Below are 19,381 nucleotides of genomic sequence, written 5' to 3' on the forward strand. Positions count from 1 at the left end.
CCGCTGGGTTTGCGGAGTTGAGGCTCGTGACTTCTTCAATGACGCAGGGGTCGACGCCCCCACCAACGCCGCCTCCAACTCCGACCTGATTCGGCGCTACCACCGGTGCCTTCGGTTCAGGCCGCCAGTTCCCACCACCACCTCCTCCTCCAGACATAACAACCCCTTTTGATTACGTGTATTTAGAGCGGCCCACTAAACAGCAGGCACAAAACGACCCAACACCGTGCTGAATCATTTGAATCAGGGCGTTAGTTTCGTATTCATCGGAAAGCTTCGACATTGATTCTAAATACTACTACAAGGTAGTCAAATGAAAGTTCTTCTGCAAATCTGATGAACGGCAAGACGGGTCACCCGATTATCCAATAAGCATAGGTAAATCCTCTTTTATAAAAGCGGGGGATTTATTCAGCACGCATGCAATGGCAACTGCTCTGGCCGGATGCCTGTGAACTCGGCAAGTCAACCTCAGGCGAAGTTGATTAGACAAGCCGACACGCCGCGCCTCTCCCCCTGAAACATGGGTCGGGCAACGAACCTTTGCAAGCGGTGCGTCGGAGTCTCCAACTCTTTTGAAGGAGCCCCGTCGACGATTTGGCTATTTCGAGCGGCGCGACATCGCTGCGGCGACACAGCCTGCGAGAAACCAGAAATCTGGGGGTAGTCGCAAAAAAGGGGCGCTGGAAAATGCTCCAGCGCCCCTTTGACATTAATTCTGGTTACGCCTTGTCAGGTAAGGCTCAGCGGCAGGTTACAGCCCCCGTAACCAAAACTGAATCAAGGCCTCGTAACTGAAACTAATGCAACTCAGCAGGATCCCTAAGCCGCCCGCCCCCCTCACTCCACCGTCACCGACTTCGCCAGATTCCTCGGCTTATCCACATCCGTCCCCCTCGCACAAGCCGTGTGATAAGCCAGCAACTGCAGCGGCACCACATGCAGAATCGGCGACAACGGCCCATAGTGTTCCGGCATCCGGATCACATGAATCCCCGCCTCGCTACTAATCCGCGTATCCGCATCGGCAAACACATAAAGCTCCCCACCCCGTGCCTTCACTTCCTGCAGATTCGACTTCAGCTTCTCAAGCAGCGCGTCGTTCGGCGCAATCGTCACGACCGGCATGGCATCGGTAACAAGCGCGAGCGGCCCATGCTTAAGCTCTCCAGCCGGATAAGCCTCTGCATGAATATACGAGATCTCCTTAAGCTTAAGCGCCCCTTCCAACGCGATCGGATAGTGAACACCACGCCCAAGAAACAGCGCGCTCTCCTTCCCGGCAAACTTCTCCGCCCACCCGATAATCTGCGGCTCCAGCGCCAGCACCGCATTCAACGCTGCCGGTAGATGACGCAACTGACGCACGTAATCGGTTTCATCGCTCGCGCTCACAACACCGCGGATTTTCCCCAACGTAACCGCCAGAACAAACAGCCCCACCAACTGCGTAGTAAACGCCTTGGTCGACGCTACTCCAATCTCACGCCCCGCGTGCGTATGAAACGACAACGACGTCAGCCGCACCATCGCACTCGTCGCCACATTGCACACCGACAACGTATGCGTATGCCCAAGCGACTGCGCATGCTTCAACGCAGCGAGCGTATCCGCCGTCTCTCCGGATTGCGAAATCACCACCACCAGCGCCTTCGGATTCGGCACCGATTCGCGGTAGCGGTATTCGCTGGCAATCTCGACCTGAGTCGGAATCTTCGCGATCGACTCCAACCAGTATTTCGCGGTCAGCCCCGAGTAATAGCTGGTACCGCAAGCCAGAATCAACAAACTGTCGATGCCAGCAAACTCAGCCGCCGCCTGCTCGCCGAACAGCGCCGCATCGAACGAATCGCCTTGCGGAACCGTGTCGGCAATCGCGCGCGGCTGCTCGAAGATTTCCTTCTGCATGAAGTGACGATACGGCCCGAGTTCAACCCCACCGCCATACGCCGTCACCACCCGCACTTCGCGCTGCGCATCGGCGCCATCACGGCCGATAATCCGCACACCCGCCAGCGTCAACTCGCAGACATCGCCCTCTTCGAGGAAGATGAAACGCTCGGTCGTACCGGCCAGCGCCAGCGCGTCGGAGGCGAGGAAATTCTCGCCCTCGCCCAGCCCGACCACCAGCGGCGAACCCTGCCGCGCGCCGACCACGAGCGACGGATGATCCTTGTGCTCCACAGCAATCGCATAAGCGCCTTCCAGATGCGTCACCGCCTCGCGAACCGCGGCGAACAGGTTGCCGCGATAAAGACTGTGCACGAGATGCGCGACCACTTCGGTATCGGTCTGCGAAACGAAAACATAGCCTTTACCACGCAGCATCTCGCGCAACGGCTCATAGTTTTCGATGATGCCGTTATGCACCAGCGCCAACTCGTCCTTCGAGAAAATCGGATGCGCGTTGTCCGTCACCGGCGCGCCATGCGTCGCCCAGCGCGTATGCGCGACGCCCGTGCCGCCTTCGAGTTGCGTGTCGAGCGTTTGCGTTTCGAGGTCGGCGACGCGCGCCGTGCTGCGCGCGCGACGCGGACCGCCGTCGGCCAGCACAGCGACACCGCAGGAGTCGTAGCCGCGATATTCGAGGCGTCGCAGTCCCTCGATCAGGACCGGTACGATGTTACGTTGCGCTACCGCGCCGACAATGCCGCACATAGTATTTGCTTTCCTACTTCAGGATGATGGGAGTGAAGCGAACCGCTTCGAGTCGATTCAGGCTTCAGGCGTAACCGGCGGGATTGGTCGACTGCCAGCGCCAGTGGTCGGCGCACATGCGTTCGATACCGTATTGCGCGCGCCAGCCGAGCAAGCGCTCGGCCGCGGCCGGATCGGCGAAACAGGAGGCGACGTCGCCCGGACGGCGCGCCACGATTTCGTAGGGCACCGGCTTGCCGGAGGCCTTCTCGAACGAGCGCACCACGTCCAGCACGCTATAGCCCTGCCCCGTGCCGAGATTCACCACAAAGCTCGCATCGCGCTGCACGAGCGCATCGAGTGCGGCCAGGTGGCCGCGCGCCAGGTCGACCACGTGGATGTAATCGCGCACGCCGGTGCCATCCGGCGTGTCGTAGTCGCCACCGAATACGCGCAGCTTCTCCAGCTTGCCGACCGCGACCTGCGCGACATACGGCATCAGGTTGTTCGGAATGCCGCCCGGATCTTCACCAATCAGCCCACTTTCATGCGCGCCGACCGGATTGAAATAACGCAGCGTGGCGATCCGCCACGACGCATCTGCTAGCTGCAGATCGCGCAGCACCTGTTCGGCGATCAGCTTCGATTGACCGTACGGATTGGTGGCGGACAGTGGGAACGACTCATCGATCGGCGAGGTTTCCGGCACGCCGTACACCGTGGCCGACGAACTGAACACGAACTGCTTTACGTTGCGGTCTCGCATCACGCCGAGCAACGTCAGCAAACTGCCGAGGTTGTTGTCGTAGTACTCGAGCGGCTTGCTGACCGACTCGCCCACCGCCTTCAGCGCCGCGAAGTGAATCGCACCCGTGATCGGATGCGTGTCGAAAATACGCTGCAACACGGCCTTGTCGCGCGAATCGTTCTCGTAGAACGCCACGCGCTTGCCGGTGATCTGTTCGACCCGCGCGAGCGACTCGCGGTTACTGTTGACGAGGTTGTCGACCACCACCACATCGTAGCCGCCGTTCAACAATTCCACGCACGTATGCGAGCCGATAAAGCCCGCGCCGCCGGTTACCAGAATCGTGCCTTTCATGACCATGTCCCACTCCCCGTTTCAGATGTTTGAACTCGCGGCCGGCTTGCGCCGGACGCCCGGTCACGGTTGCCCGGCCGGACCCACGCCGACCGTGGCGAGATCGCCGTCGGTGACGTACGGCACGATCCCGTCCGACGCGATGCGCGCCGCCGTGGCGGGTCCGCATGCGGTGTCGGCGGGATCGCAATAGTCGATCGACAGCACCGGCAGCCGGTATTGCTCGCGGATCGTCGCGGCCTTCCCGAGCAGCCAGTCGCGGTCGGCTTGCGGCACCTCGGTATAAGCCTGCTTGCTCGCATCCCAGCCGCGATACAACGATTCGAACGCGACCACATAGGCGAGATCGTGGACCTGCGGCAAGATCTCGAAACCACGATTGAAAATCAGCCTGGCTTTCGGATAACGCGACTTGATCGCGCGGATCACGCGGATCATGCCGGCTTCCTGCGCGGCGCGCGCGGTGTCGGTTTTAGCGATCAGCTGATAGGAGTCGAGCGTGTCGAGGAAGAAGCCGCGATAGCCCTTTTTCCACAACGGCGCGATCACCTTGTCCACGAAAAACGCGGGCCACTCGGGCGCCGTCTGGTCGACCACGTGCGAAGCCCAAGCCTCGTTGACACCCGGCAGCCACGTGCGCGGCATCGCGCTGAAATAGCTGCGATGCGGGTTCACCTCGCCGACGCTGACGTAAGCGAACCACGCGGGATGCGTTTTCGGATGAGCACGCGGATCGAACCGCGCATCGGGTTCCACCACGACCACATCGAAGCGCGCCAGTTCATCGATCGGCGGATTCGCGCCATAGAACAGCGCAATCGAAGGCCCCGCCGGCGTGCTCACCGCGTCCTGCGCATGCGCCACCGACGCCAGCGCGCCGAACGCGGCCATGCGCGCGAAGCGGCTAACAAGGCCTAGTAAGTGGCGCAATGAAAAGCGCCGGTCGTCATCGTGTTGAGCCAAACCCCGTCCCTCTTAGATGTTGTTCGAGCGAATCCGCTCGCCTTACGCGTGCCGTGCGCGCCTCGCCGCCTTAGCTGCCGGAAGTCAGAAACGACCACCAGCAAATACTATCCAGCGACTCGGTCGAAATCGACGGACTGAAGCCCGCCTGACGCGCCGCCGTCCACGCAGTTTGCGCGCTCGACGTCGCCGTGCACGACGACGCGTAGTCGAGCGAACCGACGAAAAAGCCGCTGCGCCCGAGGTTTTTCTCCGTGCTTTGCCAGGACTGCAACTGCTGCACGAGCGACGTGCTCACCGACGGCAAATAGACCTGCTCCGTGAGCACACCGTCGATCAACCACGGAAATGCCACGCCGCCGCTGCTGCCACCGATGGTCTGCACCGGTGCGGCATTGGGCACCAACGCCAGATTCGGGAAACGGTCGCGCAGTTGCTTGACGAGATCGAGCCCGCCTTGCGCGCAGGTGGCGTCGCACGGACCGGCCGACGTATTGGTCCCGTGTCCAACGATCTCGAAGTTGTCGAGCATGAAGCCGTCCACGCCGGTGGCCGCGAGACGCGGCGCGACGTAGTTCACGATCAGGTTCTGATAGTCGGCGTTAGCGGGATTCATCCAGTACTCCGGGAAGCCCGAATATTTGCCGAGTTGCGCGGCGGTATTCGCGCCGCACGACACGAAACCGGACGGCACCGTGCTCCAGTAGGTGCGCGATTTTTCGCAGGCGCCGAGATTCAGATAGCTCAACACTTTCGCGCCGTTCGCCTTCAATGCCGCGATCTGCGTGGCGGAGAACGCGGGCGTGCCGGTGCCGGGATCCGCGTCGATCACGATCAGCTTGAAGGTCGACGCCACCTGGCTGAGGGTGAGCCCGCTGGCATCGCCGTAATACACGGCCCAAACCGGTGCGACCGGCAGCGCACGCGCCGCCGCTATCACGGGCGCGGGCGTGGCCGGTGTGGTGATCGACGCAGGGGGCGGCGGCGTAACGGTGCTGCCGCCGGAAGGCGTCGCCGACCCCGCGGTCGCGGCGCCCGACGTACCGCCGCCCGAACCGCCGCCACCGCCGCCGCATGCGGCCAGCAAACCCGCCGCAACGACAACCACCGCGCCGCGCCAACGCAACCTGCGACAACCCGCGCGACGAAGCTCGATGGCAAGACACGCGCGCGCGGCCCGGCGCACTGGGCCGAGGAAAAGCTGAAACATAGTGGAATCCGGAGTCGAACGATACGAGGGCAAGGCGCAGTCACGCCGCTTCGATTCACACAACGCGTCTGGCTCTTACCGTATGAACGGCCGCCCAGCCACGATCTTGAATCGAAAACGGCAGCGCCGCTCCTTCAACCCCGCAACATATACGTTTCGTATTCCAATGACATGAATTTTCTATCGAGCACTTTCACGGACGCCACCACCACGACCAGCAACGCGAGCGCGAAACCATAGCCGTAGTAGTCCGGACCGAGCCTGAGCGTGATGCCGGTGAACAGTCCGTTCAGCAACACGAACGCCGCGGTGAGTCGCAGCACCATACGCCGTCCGTCCAGATAGAAGAACACGTTGAGCAGCCCCAACAGCAGCACCTGCAGACTCGCCGAGACGACGTCCACGACGAGCAGCGGCATATACAGCGGCGAAATGCCGAGCGAAGCCAGCACGCGCTCGCCGAAGGCGATGATCAGCAACAGCACGATGGCCTGCACCTTGATGATCTCGTACAGGCCGGCGCGCACGCTGCCGACCATCATGTCGCGCATTTCGTTGATATGACGCAGCGTGGCGCCGCTGCGCACCGCGTTGTAAAACGCGTCGTAATACTCGACGAAATCCGCTTCGATCCGCACGAGGAAGGTCGCCATGCCCGGCATCACGCACACATATGCGATGAAAATAGGAATGTCGTAAATCACCGACGCATGCAGCTGCCCGACCACGCGGGTGCCCGTGCCCGGCGTATACCAGAACATGAACTTGTCGAGCCACACGCCGATATTGAACAGCAGCCCGACCAGCGCCAGACTCGGATAGGCGAAACGCCGCTCGAACACTTCGAACGAAATGAACCGCTCGGAGCGGTAGTTGCGATAGATCAGCCCCGACAGACCGGCCAGCAAAACGATATGCCCCGCGACAAAACCGCCGAGCAGACCGACGAGTCCATAGCCGTTCAACGCGAGCGCGAGACACACCACGCACGCATAGCCGACGAAGAACACCATCAGAATCTGCCGGTACTGCTTCACGCTCGACAGGAAGATGACGGCGATCCAGATATTGCTGACCACCACGAAGCCCGTGATCATCAACAGACGGTAGATCAGCGGCTCGCTGCGAAACCCGACCAGCGTCGCGATCACGGCGACCACGGCCGCCAGCAGCGACGACACCAGCACCACGCCGTTATAGTTCGACAGCACCAGATCGTCGCGCTTCTCGAACAGTCGGTCCGAAATGAAGCGCGTGAACGACAATTGCAACGGCCCGGTCAGGACCAGGCTCAACGCGATCAGATAGGTGACCGACACCTGGAACTGCACGATCGCGAACGTCGGTATCACCGACGTGAGACTGATCAAACCGATAATCAGAATGCCGAAGATCGACAGAATCAGCGGCCCTGAGCTGATCAAGCCCGCGTAAGCATAAGCGCGCGCCACGCCCATCAGCGTGTCGCGGCGCATGATCTTGCGCAATTCGAAGCCAATCCCCGCCATTAGCGTGTCTCCTGCGATTGAACGGACGTCGCGGTCTGCGCACGCGCGCCCGCTCCGTTCGATTGAGTGCCATGGTTCACCGGGCAGCGCGCGGCGTCGCCGCCCGCGGCGTTCGCCTTGCGATCCGGCAGCGCGGCCAGGCGCTCATACAGAACCCGATAGCGGTCGATCATCTGCGTCTTCGTGTAGTAGCGGCGCACGCGAGCAAGGCCCGCCTGCTGCGCGGTCAGCCAGCGCGCGTCGTCGGCGAGCAGCGACAGCACCGCCTGAGCGAACGCCGCCGGGTCCGCGAGCTGCACCACCATGCCGGCCGAACCGAGCGCGCGGTCTGCTGCGTCGACGCCTTCGATCAGTTGCCGGCACGAGCCCACGTCGGTCGTGATGGCGGGCACGCCGGCGGCGAAGCCCTCCAGCACCACCAGCGGCAGCGCCTCGCTGATCGAGGTCAGCGCGATCACGTCGACCTGCGGCAGCATCTCGTCGATACGCTGGAAGCCGAGGAATTTCACATTCCGGCCGAGCCCGAGACTTTCCACCAGCGCACGGCATTCGAGCGCATAGGCGGGATCTTCCTCTTCCGGCCCGATGATCCAGCCTTCCAGATCGGGCAGACTGCGCGACGCGATAAAGATCGAGCGAATGAAGGTCTTGATGTCCTTGATCGGCACTACCCGGCCGATCAGCGCCACCACGCGGTGCGCGCGCGGTTTGCGCAGCGCCACCAGCGGCGCGAGACCGTCGACGTCGATGCCGTTCGGAATACATTGCGTGCGCTCGGCACGCGCGCCGTCGGTAATCTGGCGCTGGCGGTTCGTCTCGTACAACGCGACGATGTCGTCGGCAGCGTCATAGGCGAGCTTGCCGATTGCCTCGAAGAAGCGCACCCACAGCTCGCGGAAATAGCTGACTCGCGAGATATCGCGCTCGAACACGCCGCGGTTGTCGCGAATCCACTGGCTTTGCAGCAGATCGATCTTGCGTTCTTTCGTATAGATGCCGTGTTCCGAGATCAGCAGCGGCCGGCCGGTGCGGTAATGCATCAGCGCGCCGAGAAAGCCGCCGTAACCGGTCGACACCGTGTGGTACACCCGCGCCGGCAACAGCTTTTCGGCGACGCGGGCGAGTTGCCACAACGGCTTGTGCATGATCCGCACGGTCCAGAAATAATCGGTGAACGACGGATCGGTGCAGTACTTCTGATACTGATCGACGATCGTGTCCCACGCCGCGCGGCTCGACAGAAACTCCGCTTCGTTCAACGCGCCGTTCTCGCCCAGCATCGGAATCATGCTGGCCATCAGCGCGCCGGCGTCCACGCCGCTGCGCGTGTCGCGCAACGCATCGTGCAATTCCTGCGAACGCGCGAAGGCCGCGGCGTCGCCGGCGACCGCGCGCGGCCGTGGCAGATCGGCCCGCTCCGACTCGTACAGGAAGTGCGTTTCGATATGCACGACGTTATCCGGCAACGCGTACGCAACGCCCGAATAGTCCTCCAGGCGGCTGCCGATGAACACGATCGCGAAACGGGTCGTCGGATAGGAGCGGATCATTTCATTGACCCAGCTCGACACCCCGCCACGCACGAACGGGAACGTGCCTTCGAGCAGCAGGCAAACATCGGCGTCGGCGGCGCGACGTACAGGAAGTTCTTTGATCATGACCAGTACTTCACCACCGGTTTGAGTGTGGGCAACGCGGCCGCGTTACCCAGCGAGCCGAGCAGTTGCGACACGCTGGCATAGTTGCCGCGCAGGAAATCCGCCTCCGCCAGCCACGGCACCAGCCGTTCGCGCGGGAAGCCCAGATCCAGCGCCCGCGCAATATGTTCGTGGGCGGCATCCGGCAGACCGTTCGCCAGCGCGAGACGGCCGCGAATCAGCCACAGCGCCGCGTCGCTTTGATCGGTTTCGAGCGCCGCCTGTGCGTAGCGGTCGGCCTGTTGCAGCGTGTGACGGTAGACCGCGCCCTGCACCAGGTTCTGGTACACGAGTTCGAAATAGAGTTCGGCCAGCAGACGGTTGAGCGCGTGGCGCTCGGCGTCGCTATGGGTGGCTTCGAGCGCTTTGCCGGTGCGGAAGATCTTCTGCATGATTTCGTTCTCGGCGTGATCCAGCGTGCCGTACGCAATCAAACGAATGTCTTCCAGCGGATCGGCGAGCAGTTCGCGCAGCAAGGTGCCCGTGGTGCGAGTCGGCATGCTCTGGATTGCTACGAGTGCCGACAAGCGATCGGTAGCCGACACCTGGGTATTCGCAAGACGTGCCTGCAGGCGCGCGCCGCCGCCGTGCGACACCCGCGACACCAGATAGGTGACGAATTCCGGACGCGGCACGTCGGTGAGCTGATCGCTTTCCTTGCGGCCGGGAAACAGCGCGGCCCAGATGCAACTGATCAGCACCACGATGCCGCCGAACAGCGGCACGAAGGTGCACGACGCCCACAGGAACAGCAGCGACATCGCGCGCGGTTCGCGATAGTTCAGCGGCAGCCAGCGGCGCAAGGCGATCGCCTCGGCCAGCCCGGCCACGGCCTGCAGCGCGAGAAAGCGCAGCAGCGGGTCGACCGTGCCAGCCGGCGCCAGCAAGCTCGCGACCGCCAGATACTGGAGGACCGCCGCCACCAGCGCGACCAGCACGCTCACGATGAGAGACAGGGGCTTAGACATCGAGGCCGCTTCGTTTGAGAAGACGCAGCAACGCCGCGCCCGGCTCGTCGCCCTCGAGGTGCAGCGTATGAACGCCCACGCGCGAATGTTCCAGATCCGAGTTGAACTGGGCCGTCAGGCTGGCTTCGATCCGCGCCAGATAGCCTTCGATCCCGGTCGTGTCGGTCGCCGGCATCAGGTTCACCAGCACCGATTGCTTCGCGGTCTGCACCGGCCACATCACGTCGAGCGAACGACGGCGACGCATCACGTGTTCGAACAGCGAATCGCCCTCTTCGTCGCGCGGGAACGCCAGCGCCACCAGCGACGACGCCACGCCCGCCTTCTGCTGCAGACGCGTGAGGCGGCTCAGGTCGAGCGCGAATTCGTACGGGCAGTTCGGCACGCTGTCGAGAATGCGCTGCACGAACGCCGAATGCTCGACGCCGTCGGCGTAGTAACCCAGCAGCACCAGCAGCAGTTGCAGGTTGTCGAAATTGAGCGACAGGAACGGCATGCGCTTGACGATCAGCAGCGCGCGCAATTCGCCGTCGGCCGATACCAGCGGCGCGCAGACCAGATACTGGCTGACCGGCACCATGGTGTCTTCGTTCTTCAGATGCGCGACGCTCAGCGTGGTGAGCGCGTGCGTCACGAGTTCGTCGTTCGCTTCGAGTTCGAACGCGTCGCCGATCTGCGCGATCGCCTGAGTGCCGAGCTTGCCGTCGCGCACCGGGTACAAGGCCGCCACTTCGATCTGGCAGGCCTGCGCGACGAATTCGAGCAAGCCGCTCGCGCCGGTCAGCGCGTCGCCCGGCGCAGCGGCGGCCGGCACGGCCAGCGCCGTGTCCGTCGCCACTGAAAGCCGGCGCAATTCGGTGATCGAATCGCGCAGCGTGGTCGGCCGGGACAACAGGTCTTTCTCGAGCCGCTCGTGCGAGAGGCGCATCAGATAGTGACTGTTGGTCAGCGCGACGAGCCGGTCGTTCAGATAATCGTTCAGCGACGACGCCCGCTCGGCGCGGGTGCCCCATGTGTCGCCGAAATGCCCGGCGAGAATGGTCTGGATCAGGCCGCCCGCAAAAAACATCGCGGGAAACGCGTTGCCGTGCGGATAGAAGAAGGACCATGCGCCAAGCATGATCGCGCCGGACAGCAGGCCGAGCAGGCTGCCGTAGCGCAACGCCACCAGCAGCGACACCAGCCACACCCACGGGTAGCCGGCGTGCAGCAGCAACGGGTCCTCGGGATGAAACCAGTGCGACACGGCCAGCACGGCCACCACGAGCGCGATGGTTTCCACGATCGCGAACGGCCGCGCCACCGCGGGCGCCAGAAAGCGGCGCACACGTCCGAGATTGCCGAACGGATGCGCATGGCGCGGCTTCGAGGCGCCCGGGTTGTTTTCCACGGCTGCGGTATTCACGGCCATTTCCTTTTCACTTGTCGTATCGGGTTCCGGTGCGCGGTCCGCGCTTCACGCGCCAGCCGGCCACCCGGGGATAAGCTTACTGACGCGCCTGCAACGGCGACAGCACCTTGGCGATCAGCGAGCTCGCCACGCTCGACAGACCCGAGCGGCTCCAGCCGGTGCGCGTACCCGTCGCGCTCCACACCACGGCGCCGTTCGACACGTCGATCAGTTCGAACGTCACGCCGACCACCGGCTCGCCGTCCACGCCGGTCTTGTAACGCCATTCTTCGACGGCGCCCGAGAGCACGTAACGGGCATTCTGCGAGCGCGCCCAGTCGAGCGCCTTGTCGCCGTCGCCGCGTTGCGTCGTGTCGAACATCGCGTTGCGGCTGGCATCGGCCGGCGCAATACGCACGTCCGCAATGCCGCCGGCGCGCAGCGTGTTGGCCGCGATCGACTCGGCGCTGTGACCGGCGTCCGGCGTTTCAGTGTAGTTGGCGATCGACACCACCGCCACTTTGTCGCCGCGCGAAAGCGTCGGACCCGAGGTCTGACGGACCGTGCCGCAAGCGCTCACGAGCAGGGCCAGCGTGGTTGCCGCGACACACCAGGCGCTGGTTCGAGCCAATTGTTTGATGCCGTACATGAAGAATTCTCCTTGGATGGATTCGAAACCGGGATTCAGTAAAACCAGCTATAACGCGCGCCGATCTGGGTCACCGGCGTGCCGAGACGCGACACGCGCTGATGTGAGAAAAAGACTGCCGCATGGTCGCCGCCGAACACGGTGCCAGCGAGCCCAAGGCTGACTTCCGGCCCCCAGCCCTGGAGCGTGTCGTGCAGCATGCCGACGTCGAGAAACGGCCGCCACGCGCGCGTGTACTGATCGATCAGATCGTTGCCGAAACCGAAGAAAAGCCCGTATTGCGAGTACGTCTGGGGGACGAACGACGCCGCGGTGGCGGGACCGGCGGCCACCGGAATCAGCCGCGAAATCAGGCCGTCGGCCGCGCCGCTGGCGCTGTAGTCGCCGTGCGCGCCGATCAGCCGTATCGTGTAGTCGGGGTAGTTGGTGCGAATCCGATAGCCGATCTCGCCCGTCGACAGCACACCGCTGCCGAGGTAGTGACGCGCCTGACTATAGAAACGGTCGGCTTCGACGGTGCCGGTCGCATACAGGTGCTGCGTCGCGTGATAGGTGACCGTGCCGATCACGTTGTCCTTCATGCCGCCGATCTGCAGCGCCTGCGATTCCAGCGCCGTCTGGTTACGGCCGGCCTTGAGCTCGAACGACAGCGGCGAGTTTCTGCCCCACTCCGCGCCCACCGCGACGGTGTAGAAGCTGTCGAGTGCCTCGCGACGGCCCGCGCTCACCTGGAAGGCCGTGTCGTAGGTTTGCCGGCGGGCGAAAAACTCCACCGAGCGATCGATTGCCGGGACCTCGGTGAGCTGCGAGGCATCGGTCGAATGCTGGAAGCGCTGCACACCCGTCACGCCGACCATGTACAGATCGGCCACCTTGATGCTGCCCGCGAGCGTTTGTTCGATGTAGTCGAGCGGATGCTCGACATAGCTCGTGACCGTGGCATCGAGCGATTGCGGCCAGCTCAGCGCGGTCTGCTGCAAGCGGCTATGCATTTCCGAATCGTCAGGAGCGCCTTCGAGTCCCTGAAACGAGAGATCTTCGGCCGCGCCTGGACGGTCGACCTCGATCGACGCGTCGATCCGGTTGTAGAGCGGCAAGTGCGAGCCTTGTTGATCCAGCAGACGCTCCATGGCGGGCTTGTCGTTCTCGGCTAGCGCGATCGCGATCAGTTGCTCCGAAGGCTGCAGCAGCACGGACGCGTACTGGCGAGCCAGCCAGCGCTTCGCCAGCGGATTCGCTTCTTGAGACATCGCCCAGGCCAGCGCCACATCGCGCGCCACCGACGAAGTCAGACGCGCCTGATCCGGCGCCGCCGTCGCCGCCGCGGTCGCTTTCGCCGGCTTGAGTTGCGCGGGCGGCAGGCCCGGCGTATCGCCGAGCAGCGTGCGGCGCACCTCGGTGTGGTCGTTGCGACCGGCGTCGGAGGCGAGCAGATCGGTCAGGAACGCCTTCGACACATCGCCGTTTTCGAAGATCGAGGCGAGCGTCACGCGGCGGCCGAGCAACTGTTCGCGCACGTCCCCGCCCTGCGACGTCCGTGTGCGCAACGCGACCTGACCCGCCGCGTTGTTGGCGCGGATGTCGACCCCTTCCTGCTGCATCTGGCGCCAGACATTGCGCCGGATCGACCACGCACGATCGGCGCGGCCGGCCATCTCCTGCGCTTCCGCGTAGGTCAGTTGCCAGAGCGGATCGCGTGACATGGAGGCCGACTGCAGGCGCAGATACTTGAGCGCCGCTTCCGGCCGGTTCAAACGCATCAGCGCGGCGGCCAGCGGCCCCCACAAGGCGGGCGCCTGGGCGGGCGCGTCGCGCCACTCGGCCACCGCGTCGCGCAGTTGCGCTCCGCTGCCGTAGTCGACCAGCGTCCACAGCAATGCGGCGCGCAGCTCCAGCGTGGCGCCGGGCAGCGTCGCGGCGGCCTGCAGGTCGTGTAGCGCGTCGTACGGACGGTCGACCTCGAGATAATATTCGGCCCGCGCCTGCAGGAAAGCCGGATCGCGTTCGGCCGCGCTCAGTTGCGCGGGCGACAGGCTCGCCAGCAACTGCGCGACGCGATCGAACTGCTCCGCGATGGTGTAATAGTGAATCGCCCCCTGCAGCGCGAGCAGCGACTGGTCGCGACGGAATTGCAGTTCGGACGTGCGAGCCGCATCGATCGGATATGCGTCATAGAAGTACGTCATTGCGCTCAGGTCTTCGGGTGTCGCCTGATTGCTTGCCAACAGATGCTTGTACGCGTCGTTCGCCATGTCGTCGCGTTGCAGAAGACGCGCGAGTTGCGCGGCATTGCGCCAGAACAGCACGTCGTTGTCTTTCGCCCCCTTGCGTGCCGCGAGGAGTGCGTTGAGCGCACCTTTGTAGTCGCCGTGGCGATACAGCATGCTCGCCGTGCGCAGCGCGTATTGCGTGTTGTCCGGATAGAGCTGATTCAGCTTGCGGTAATAGGTCAGCGCTTCGTCGTCGTGACCGGAGCGCTCGGCGAGCAGCCCCAGGCGGGAATCGATCGCTTCGGCCGGCGAATTGTGTTGACGGCCGCGCAGGAAAGCCAGCGCGTCGTCAGGACGACCGAGACGCTCGTAGGTCGCGACCACCGAATCGAGCAGCTTCAGATCGCCGGGAGCCGCATTCGACGCCTGAATCAACGCCGCCAGATAGGCGTTGTCGTCGTTGAGCATCGGCGCGAGGCGCATCACGTTTTTCCAGCCGTCCGGATCCTGCGTGACCTGCGCGTAGACGAGCCACATCTGCAAGGCGAGCGGCGACGCATGATTCCATTCGGCGACCTGAGCGAGACGTTTGGCCCAGATCGCCGAGCCCGGATTCTTCTGGATCTGTTCGGTCGCCACGCGCTGCGCGTTCGGCAAATCGTTCGATTCGAGGAACGACTGATACAGCAGGCCCTGGACGTCGGTCCCCGATGCGGCGGCGGAGCTCGACGCGGCGGCCACCGGCGCAGAGGATGCCGCGCTCGTGCCCGATGCCGTAGCAACAGACGAAGCACCCGTAGCATTCACCGCTGCGGCCACTCGCACAACATGCGCGTCACGGCCGTGCGTGCCGATCCGCATCACCCGGCCGGAACCGGCTTGCGGACCGTCCATATAAGCGTACGGCTGTTGCGAGCCATCCAGCTGCTCGCGCTCGCGGATGAACGCGACCAGCCGCAGCGCACCGCCGTTGTCCGGCTGAGCCTGCGCATAGCCGGCCAGCGCCTTCGCGTAACGATCGACCAGGTCCGGCCGATGCGCCGCGCGCGCCAGATTCAGCAAGACGATCAGCGTCTCGTGATCGTGGGCAAAGGCCGCGCCGTGCTGCTCGGCGGCGGCAAGCGCGTCGTCGAGCAGATTGCCCGACTGCAGCGCCCGGATGCCTTCGATAAAGCATTGCCGCTGCGCGTCGAAGGTCGCCGCGTTCGCCTGAAGACGGAACCAGCCGTCGGCCGCGCCGCGATAATCGCCGCCGTACATCGCGAACCGCACCACTTCGCGGTTCCAGCGCGTTTGCTGCGCCGGATCCTGGACCGCAAGGCGCGCATACAGTTGCTCAGCGAGTTGTTGCGCACTCACCGATGCGGCCATCTCGGCCAGCACCTGCAGGTCGTCGGTCGACCACGACAGCGCGGCCGCATTCGCGAGCTGCGCGCGCAGACGCACTAGCGCGGCGTCACGCTCCGGGTCGTTGACGGGCAGCGCAAAAATCTCGCGCGTATCGACGGTCAGACGCAGCAACTGCGCCGCGCGGCGCATCGCCTCGGACGGCATGGCCGCCATGCGCACGGCGATCCGGCGCGCGTCTTCGTTGCGGCCCAGCCGCACGTATTGCGTGCCGAGCACCGACAGAATCTCGGCGTTATCGGGCTGCACGCGCAGCCAGGCTTCCAGATAAGCAATGCTCAGATCGCTCGGCGCGTCGGTCGAGGTCATCCGGCTACGCAAACCACCGCGCGGATGCACGAGGTACAGCGTCACCAGTACGACACCCGCGAGCAGCAGGACGAGCCAGGTCGGCGCGATGCGGGGGCGGGTATCAACCACAGGCGGCCTCGACTGACAGATAGTTCAGTTTCGGGCCGATGTCGGCCGGCGTGTCGAAACGCAGGAAATCACCGTCGCGACGGGCCGCGACCGGCTGGTTGTTGATGCTGATCCGGCACGACTGCGCGTTCGCCAGCTTGACGAACGGCAGATAATGACCGGCAAATTCAAAATGCATACCCTGCGGCGTGCGGCGGAAATTGCGCACGAAACCGTTGGCTTCGGCGATATACGGCACGCTCGCCGCGCCGCCGAGCGCGAAGCGCGCACTGCCGTCGTCGATATGGATATAGGTGCCGTCGGGACCGTTAGAGAAACCGGTCACGCCCTGCGCCGCATCAAGCGACGGTCTGGCGGTCTGCGGCCAATGCAGCTCGCGCACCGAGCCGTCGCCACGCACCACCCAGCCGCCTTGCGAACCCACCTCTTTCGCCACGGCAAAAGTGCGCCAGTCCAGCACCTTGCGGATGTACTCGGTCACATACACCGGCAATACGGGCTGCTTGAGCACCGTCGAGAAGATCTGGTCGAGCGCGCGCAACGACGCTACCTTCGTGCCGCTGTACATGTGGTAGTAGACGTCGATCGGTTTGAAACGCAGCGGACGGTCCGTCATCGCGTAGGTTTCGAGTACGCGCGTAAAGCCATAGAACGGGCCTTGCCAGTCGTTCGTGTAGACGTTCTCATCCTGGTTCGGCGCATAAACCTGATAGGCGCCCGGCCCTTTGTCGACGCCGATCGGCGCGATATTGGTCCAACTGTTGGCCGACTTCGTGATGACGGTGTCGCCGCCGTTGAAGTTATAGACGCCGGCCTCATACACCTTGCGCACGACGAACGCGGGCGGCTGGCAATCGCCGGACCATTGCAGCACCACGGTCTTCTTGCCGGGCGGCGCAAGACGCGAATTGATGTAGTCGATCGAACCGGTGATCTCACGGTCGATATTGAATTTATACCCCGGAATATTCAGCGAAAACGCCGCATCGCCGCCCCCAACATCCACCTGGGCGCCGGTCTTGTTGTCGACATGTTCCCATTGGAAAGGATGCGAATACGTGTGCGTGCCGATCTCGACGTTCGGCAGCGCGAACATCTTGCGGGCGATCTCTTCGAGGCGCGGCGAAATATCCGCATGCAATCCCTTCGCGCCAACCTCGCCTTCAATGACCGACAGCGTCATCGGCACCTTATAGCGGCTGAAAATCTGCTGGTAGAGCGCCTCGCCCGAATAATCGGGACCGGGGAATTCGGCGCGCGACGCAAAGCCGTCGCCGTCGACATGCGACATGAACAGGCGGCGGCCGTTCTCGGTCGTGACGCTCGGCGACGGAAGGTCTTGCAGATGCAGCGCGGCTTTCATGAACGCCATTGGCTGAATCGCCCAGCGTTCCTGCTCGATGCTGTCGAGCGAGGCCACGGTGTAAGGGCTCAGTGCGTAACCGCCCCACGGTGTGAGCGCGATCTGGTCGACCAGCACGCCATTGGCCGAGATGCGCAGCAGCGACTGGCTGCGCGGTCCGACGCGCACACCCAGCAAATCGCGCGGCTCGGGTTTCGGATTGATTTCGAAGCCGACCATGGGATCGCTCTTGACCACCGAGACCGGCGCGGTCAGCGTGCCGCTCACGTCTTGCAGATCGAGCGCCGCGCCGCCCGAACCGGCAGCGTCGAAACCGAACTGGCCGAGAAACGCGATTGGCACATGGTCCGCCATACGCGCGGCGACCCAGCGTTGCCAGGCTTCGGGATCGGGCGCCGCGCCGCGCTGGATCCACGCGACCACGCCGGCATAACGATCCGGCGAAATGGTGTCCGGCAGACGCGACGAGAAGTCGGCGTATTCGACGTCGTAGCCCATGTAATTGAGCGGCGTGGCCAGGTCGCGCACACCGGCGCTCAAGTCGAGCGGTTCTTTGGTGTCACGGTCCTGAACCACGAGAATCTTGCGCGGCATCACTTCGATCCTGCCGATGCCGACCACGTCGCGCCCCCGGCTGGTCACGTAAGGAACCATGCCGGCCGCGACCACGCGAGCCGCGGTTTCGCGGGCGCACTGACGGTCGTTGCGCGCGCAGTACTCGACCGACACGACCGGCACGCCGGTCTGCTGGGTGAAGGCGCGGGCCTTCGCCAGGCGATCCGCGCGTTGCGCTTCAGGCACCTCGAGCGGGCGGCCGCTATCGTCCAGTCCGCGGACTAGCGAGTCCCCGACCACCGCGTACAGCGATTTCGCATACGGCAGCGCGGCCTGCGTGACATCGGCGCCACCAGCGACCAGCCGTGCATCCGGATGCGTCTCACGAATGCGCGCGGCCGCGGCGATGGCGACCGGCGTCTCGAGCAGGAATCCACGATAGCCACGCCGCCAGAGCGGCTCGACCTGACGGGCGATAAAAGCTTCGGATGACTCACCGGGCTCGCCGGCCGTAGTGCGCGCGATCCACGTGGTATGACGCAGCGGATGAGCCAGCGGCTCGAAACCGGTGGCGGGGTCGACCACGACGGCATCGAATGCCTGCAGTTCGCCGACCGGCGGATTGGCCGCGTAGAAGAAAGCGAGATTCGGCGGGGCCGTGGCAACGCCAGCGGCGGCCGATGCCGACGACAAAGGCGCGGCCTGGAGGTGAACGCCAAGCGGGGCAACGGCGCTCGAGCCAAGTAGCACTGCAATCAAGGTACGCCGGAGAAACCGTTCGCCGGTTCGTTCAGCTACCTTGCGAGAATTCCCGCCGGCCCGTGTCCCGGTCCGCTTCTTCATAGCCAAAATCTTTTCCCCGTTCTCTGCTGACTGAACACGAGCGGCGATATCTCCACAGGGAGAAAATTCCGCTTGCTGATTTTTGAGCCGGCCTGTTTGGCATTAATTACGCAACCCAATCCGGCGTTGCGCCGGATGCGAAACCGGCCTGTGTTTGTTTCTTGTTAAGGCCGTGGAAGATAGCACATGACTTGAGTCGTCTCAAGCTGGCTTCAGCCATTGTTGACATCCACGCGGCTGAATACAACGCAATGCATCTGCTTGAATCTCAAGGCAAACGATTGCGTGGCAAATCCTCTGTCTGGTAAAGCCTGGCTTGATGTGTTGGGAATACGCCGCACTCAAACCCGAGTCACCATGAACACGCTCAAATCATCTGATCAATAATTGGGTAAAACTGCACCACCGTTCTTTTTTCAAATAACCTTTCGCGATTTTTTTACATCCTTTTGCAAAAAG

General features: G+C 63.6%; 11 protein-coding genes. All 11 read right to left on the minus strand.

The window, feature by feature from the left end; translation table 11 throughout:
- Positions 1 to 840: 840 nt before the first annotated feature.
- On the minus strand, positions 841 to 2,658 hold the full coding sequence (glmS, locus tag GGD40_RS06055; protein WP_179743109.1) for a glutamine--fructose-6-phosphate transaminase (isomerizing): 1,818 nt from the start codon (positions 2,656 to 2,658) through the stop codon (positions 841 to 843).
- Between the two features lie 64 nt (positions 2,659 to 2,722).
- Entirely contained in the window at positions 2,723 to 3,745 is a 1,023-nt protein-coding gene (galE, locus tag GGD40_RS06060) for a UDP-glucose 4-epimerase GalE (protein ID WP_176057921.1), read from the minus strand.
- Positions 3,746 to 3,802: 57 nt separating this feature from the next.
- Entirely contained in the window at positions 3,803 to 4,702 is a 900-nt protein-coding gene (locus GGD40_RS06065) for an endo alpha-1,4 polygalactosaminidase (protein ID WP_179743110.1), read from the minus strand.
- A 70-nt stretch (positions 4,703 to 4,772) separates the two neighbouring features.
- A complete protein-coding gene (locus GGD40_RS06070) occupies positions 4,773 to 5,912 on the minus strand; it encodes an endo alpha-1,4 polygalactosaminidase (RefSeq protein ID WP_179743111.1) in 1,140 nt (379 codons plus the stop codon).
- Between the two features lie 134 nt (positions 5,913 to 6,046).
- Positions 6,047 to 7,420 carry an exopolysaccharide Pel transporter PelG gene (pelG, locus tag GGD40_RS06075; protein ID WP_179743112.1) on the minus strand — a complete coding sequence of 458 codons (1,374 nt, stop codon included), beginning with the start codon at positions 7,418 to 7,420 and terminating at the stop codon, positions 6,047 to 6,049.
- Entirely contained in the window at positions 7,420 to 9,078 is a 1,659-nt protein-coding gene (pelF, locus tag GGD40_RS06080) for a GT4 family glycosyltransferase PelF (RefSeq protein WP_179743113.1), read from the minus strand. Before pelF ends, pelG begins: the two co-directional genes overlap by 1 nt.
- Complete coding sequence (locus tag GGD40_RS06085) at positions 9,075 to 10,085, minus strand: hypothetical protein (RefSeq protein WP_179705568.1); 1,011 nt, start codon at positions 10,083 to 10,085, stop codon at positions 9,075 to 9,077. The genes pelF and GGD40_RS06085 overlap by 4 nt, the downstream gene beginning before the upstream one ends.
- Entirely contained in the window at positions 10,078 to 11,490 is a 1,413-nt protein-coding gene (locus tag GGD40_RS06090) for a PelD GGDEF domain-containing protein (protein ID WP_373565260.1), read from the minus strand. The genes GGD40_RS06085 and GGD40_RS06090 overlap by 8 nt, the downstream gene beginning before the upstream one ends.
- Positions 11,491 to 11,572: 82 nt before the next feature.
- Complete coding sequence (locus tag GGD40_RS06095) at positions 11,573 to 12,124, minus strand: penicillin-binding protein activator LpoB (RefSeq protein WP_179705572.1); 552 nt, start codon at positions 12,122 to 12,124, stop codon at positions 11,573 to 11,575.
- 35 nt (positions 12,125 to 12,159) lie between these two features.
- On the minus strand, positions 12,160 to 16,161 hold the full coding sequence (locus tag GGD40_RS06100) for a tetratricopeptide repeat protein (RefSeq protein ID WP_179743114.1): 4,002 nt from the start codon (positions 16,159 to 16,161) through the stop codon (positions 12,160 to 12,162).
- On the minus strand, positions 16,154 to 18,922 hold the full coding sequence (locus GGD40_RS06105) for a polysaccharide deacetylase family protein (protein ID WP_179743115.1): 2,769 nt from the start codon (positions 18,920 to 18,922) through the stop codon (positions 16,154 to 16,156). The genes GGD40_RS06100 and GGD40_RS06105 overlap by 8 nt, the downstream gene beginning before the upstream one ends.
- Positions 18,923 to 19,381 lie beyond the last annotated feature (459 nt).

Origin of the sequence: Paraburkholderia bryophila (genome assembly GCF_013409255.1) — a bacterium.
GTDB lineage: Bacteria > Pseudomonadota > Gammaproteobacteria > Burkholderiales > Burkholderiaceae > Paraburkholderia.

What these genes read in the sequence shown, in the direction of transcription:
- glmS (WP_179743109.1), bottom strand. Translation starts at nt 2,658, where the DNA reads ATGTGCGGCATTGTCGGCGCGGTAGCGCAACGTAACATCGTACCGGTC.
- galE (WP_176057921.1), bottom strand. Translation starts at nt 3,745, where the DNA reads ATGGTCATGAAAGGCACGATTCTGGTAACCGGCGGCGCGGGCTTTATC.
- GGD40_RS06070 (WP_179743111.1), bottom strand. Translation starts at nt 5,912, where the DNA reads ATGTTTCAGCTTTTCCTCGGCCCAGTGCGCCGGGCCGCGCGCGCGTGT.
- pelG (WP_179743112.1), bottom strand. Translation starts at nt 7,420, where the DNA reads ATGGCGGGGATTGGCTTCGAATTGCGCAAGATCATGCGCCGCGACACG.
- pelF (WP_179743113.1), bottom strand. Translation starts at nt 9,078, where the DNA reads ATGATCAAAGAACTTCCTGTACGTCGCGCCGCCGACGCCGATGTTTGC.
- GGD40_RS06085 (WP_179705568.1), bottom strand. Translation starts at nt 10,085, where the DNA reads ATGTCTAAGCCCCTGTCTCTCATCGTGAGCGTGCTGGTCGCGCTGGTG.
- GGD40_RS06095 (WP_179705572.1), bottom strand. Translation starts at nt 12,124, where the DNA reads ATGTACGGCATCAAACAATTGGCTCGAACCAGCGCCTGGTGTGTCGCG.
- GGD40_RS06105 (WP_179743115.1), bottom strand. Translation starts at nt 18,922, where the DNA reads ATGAAGAAGCGGACCGGGACACGGGCCGGCGGGAATTCTCGCAAGGTA.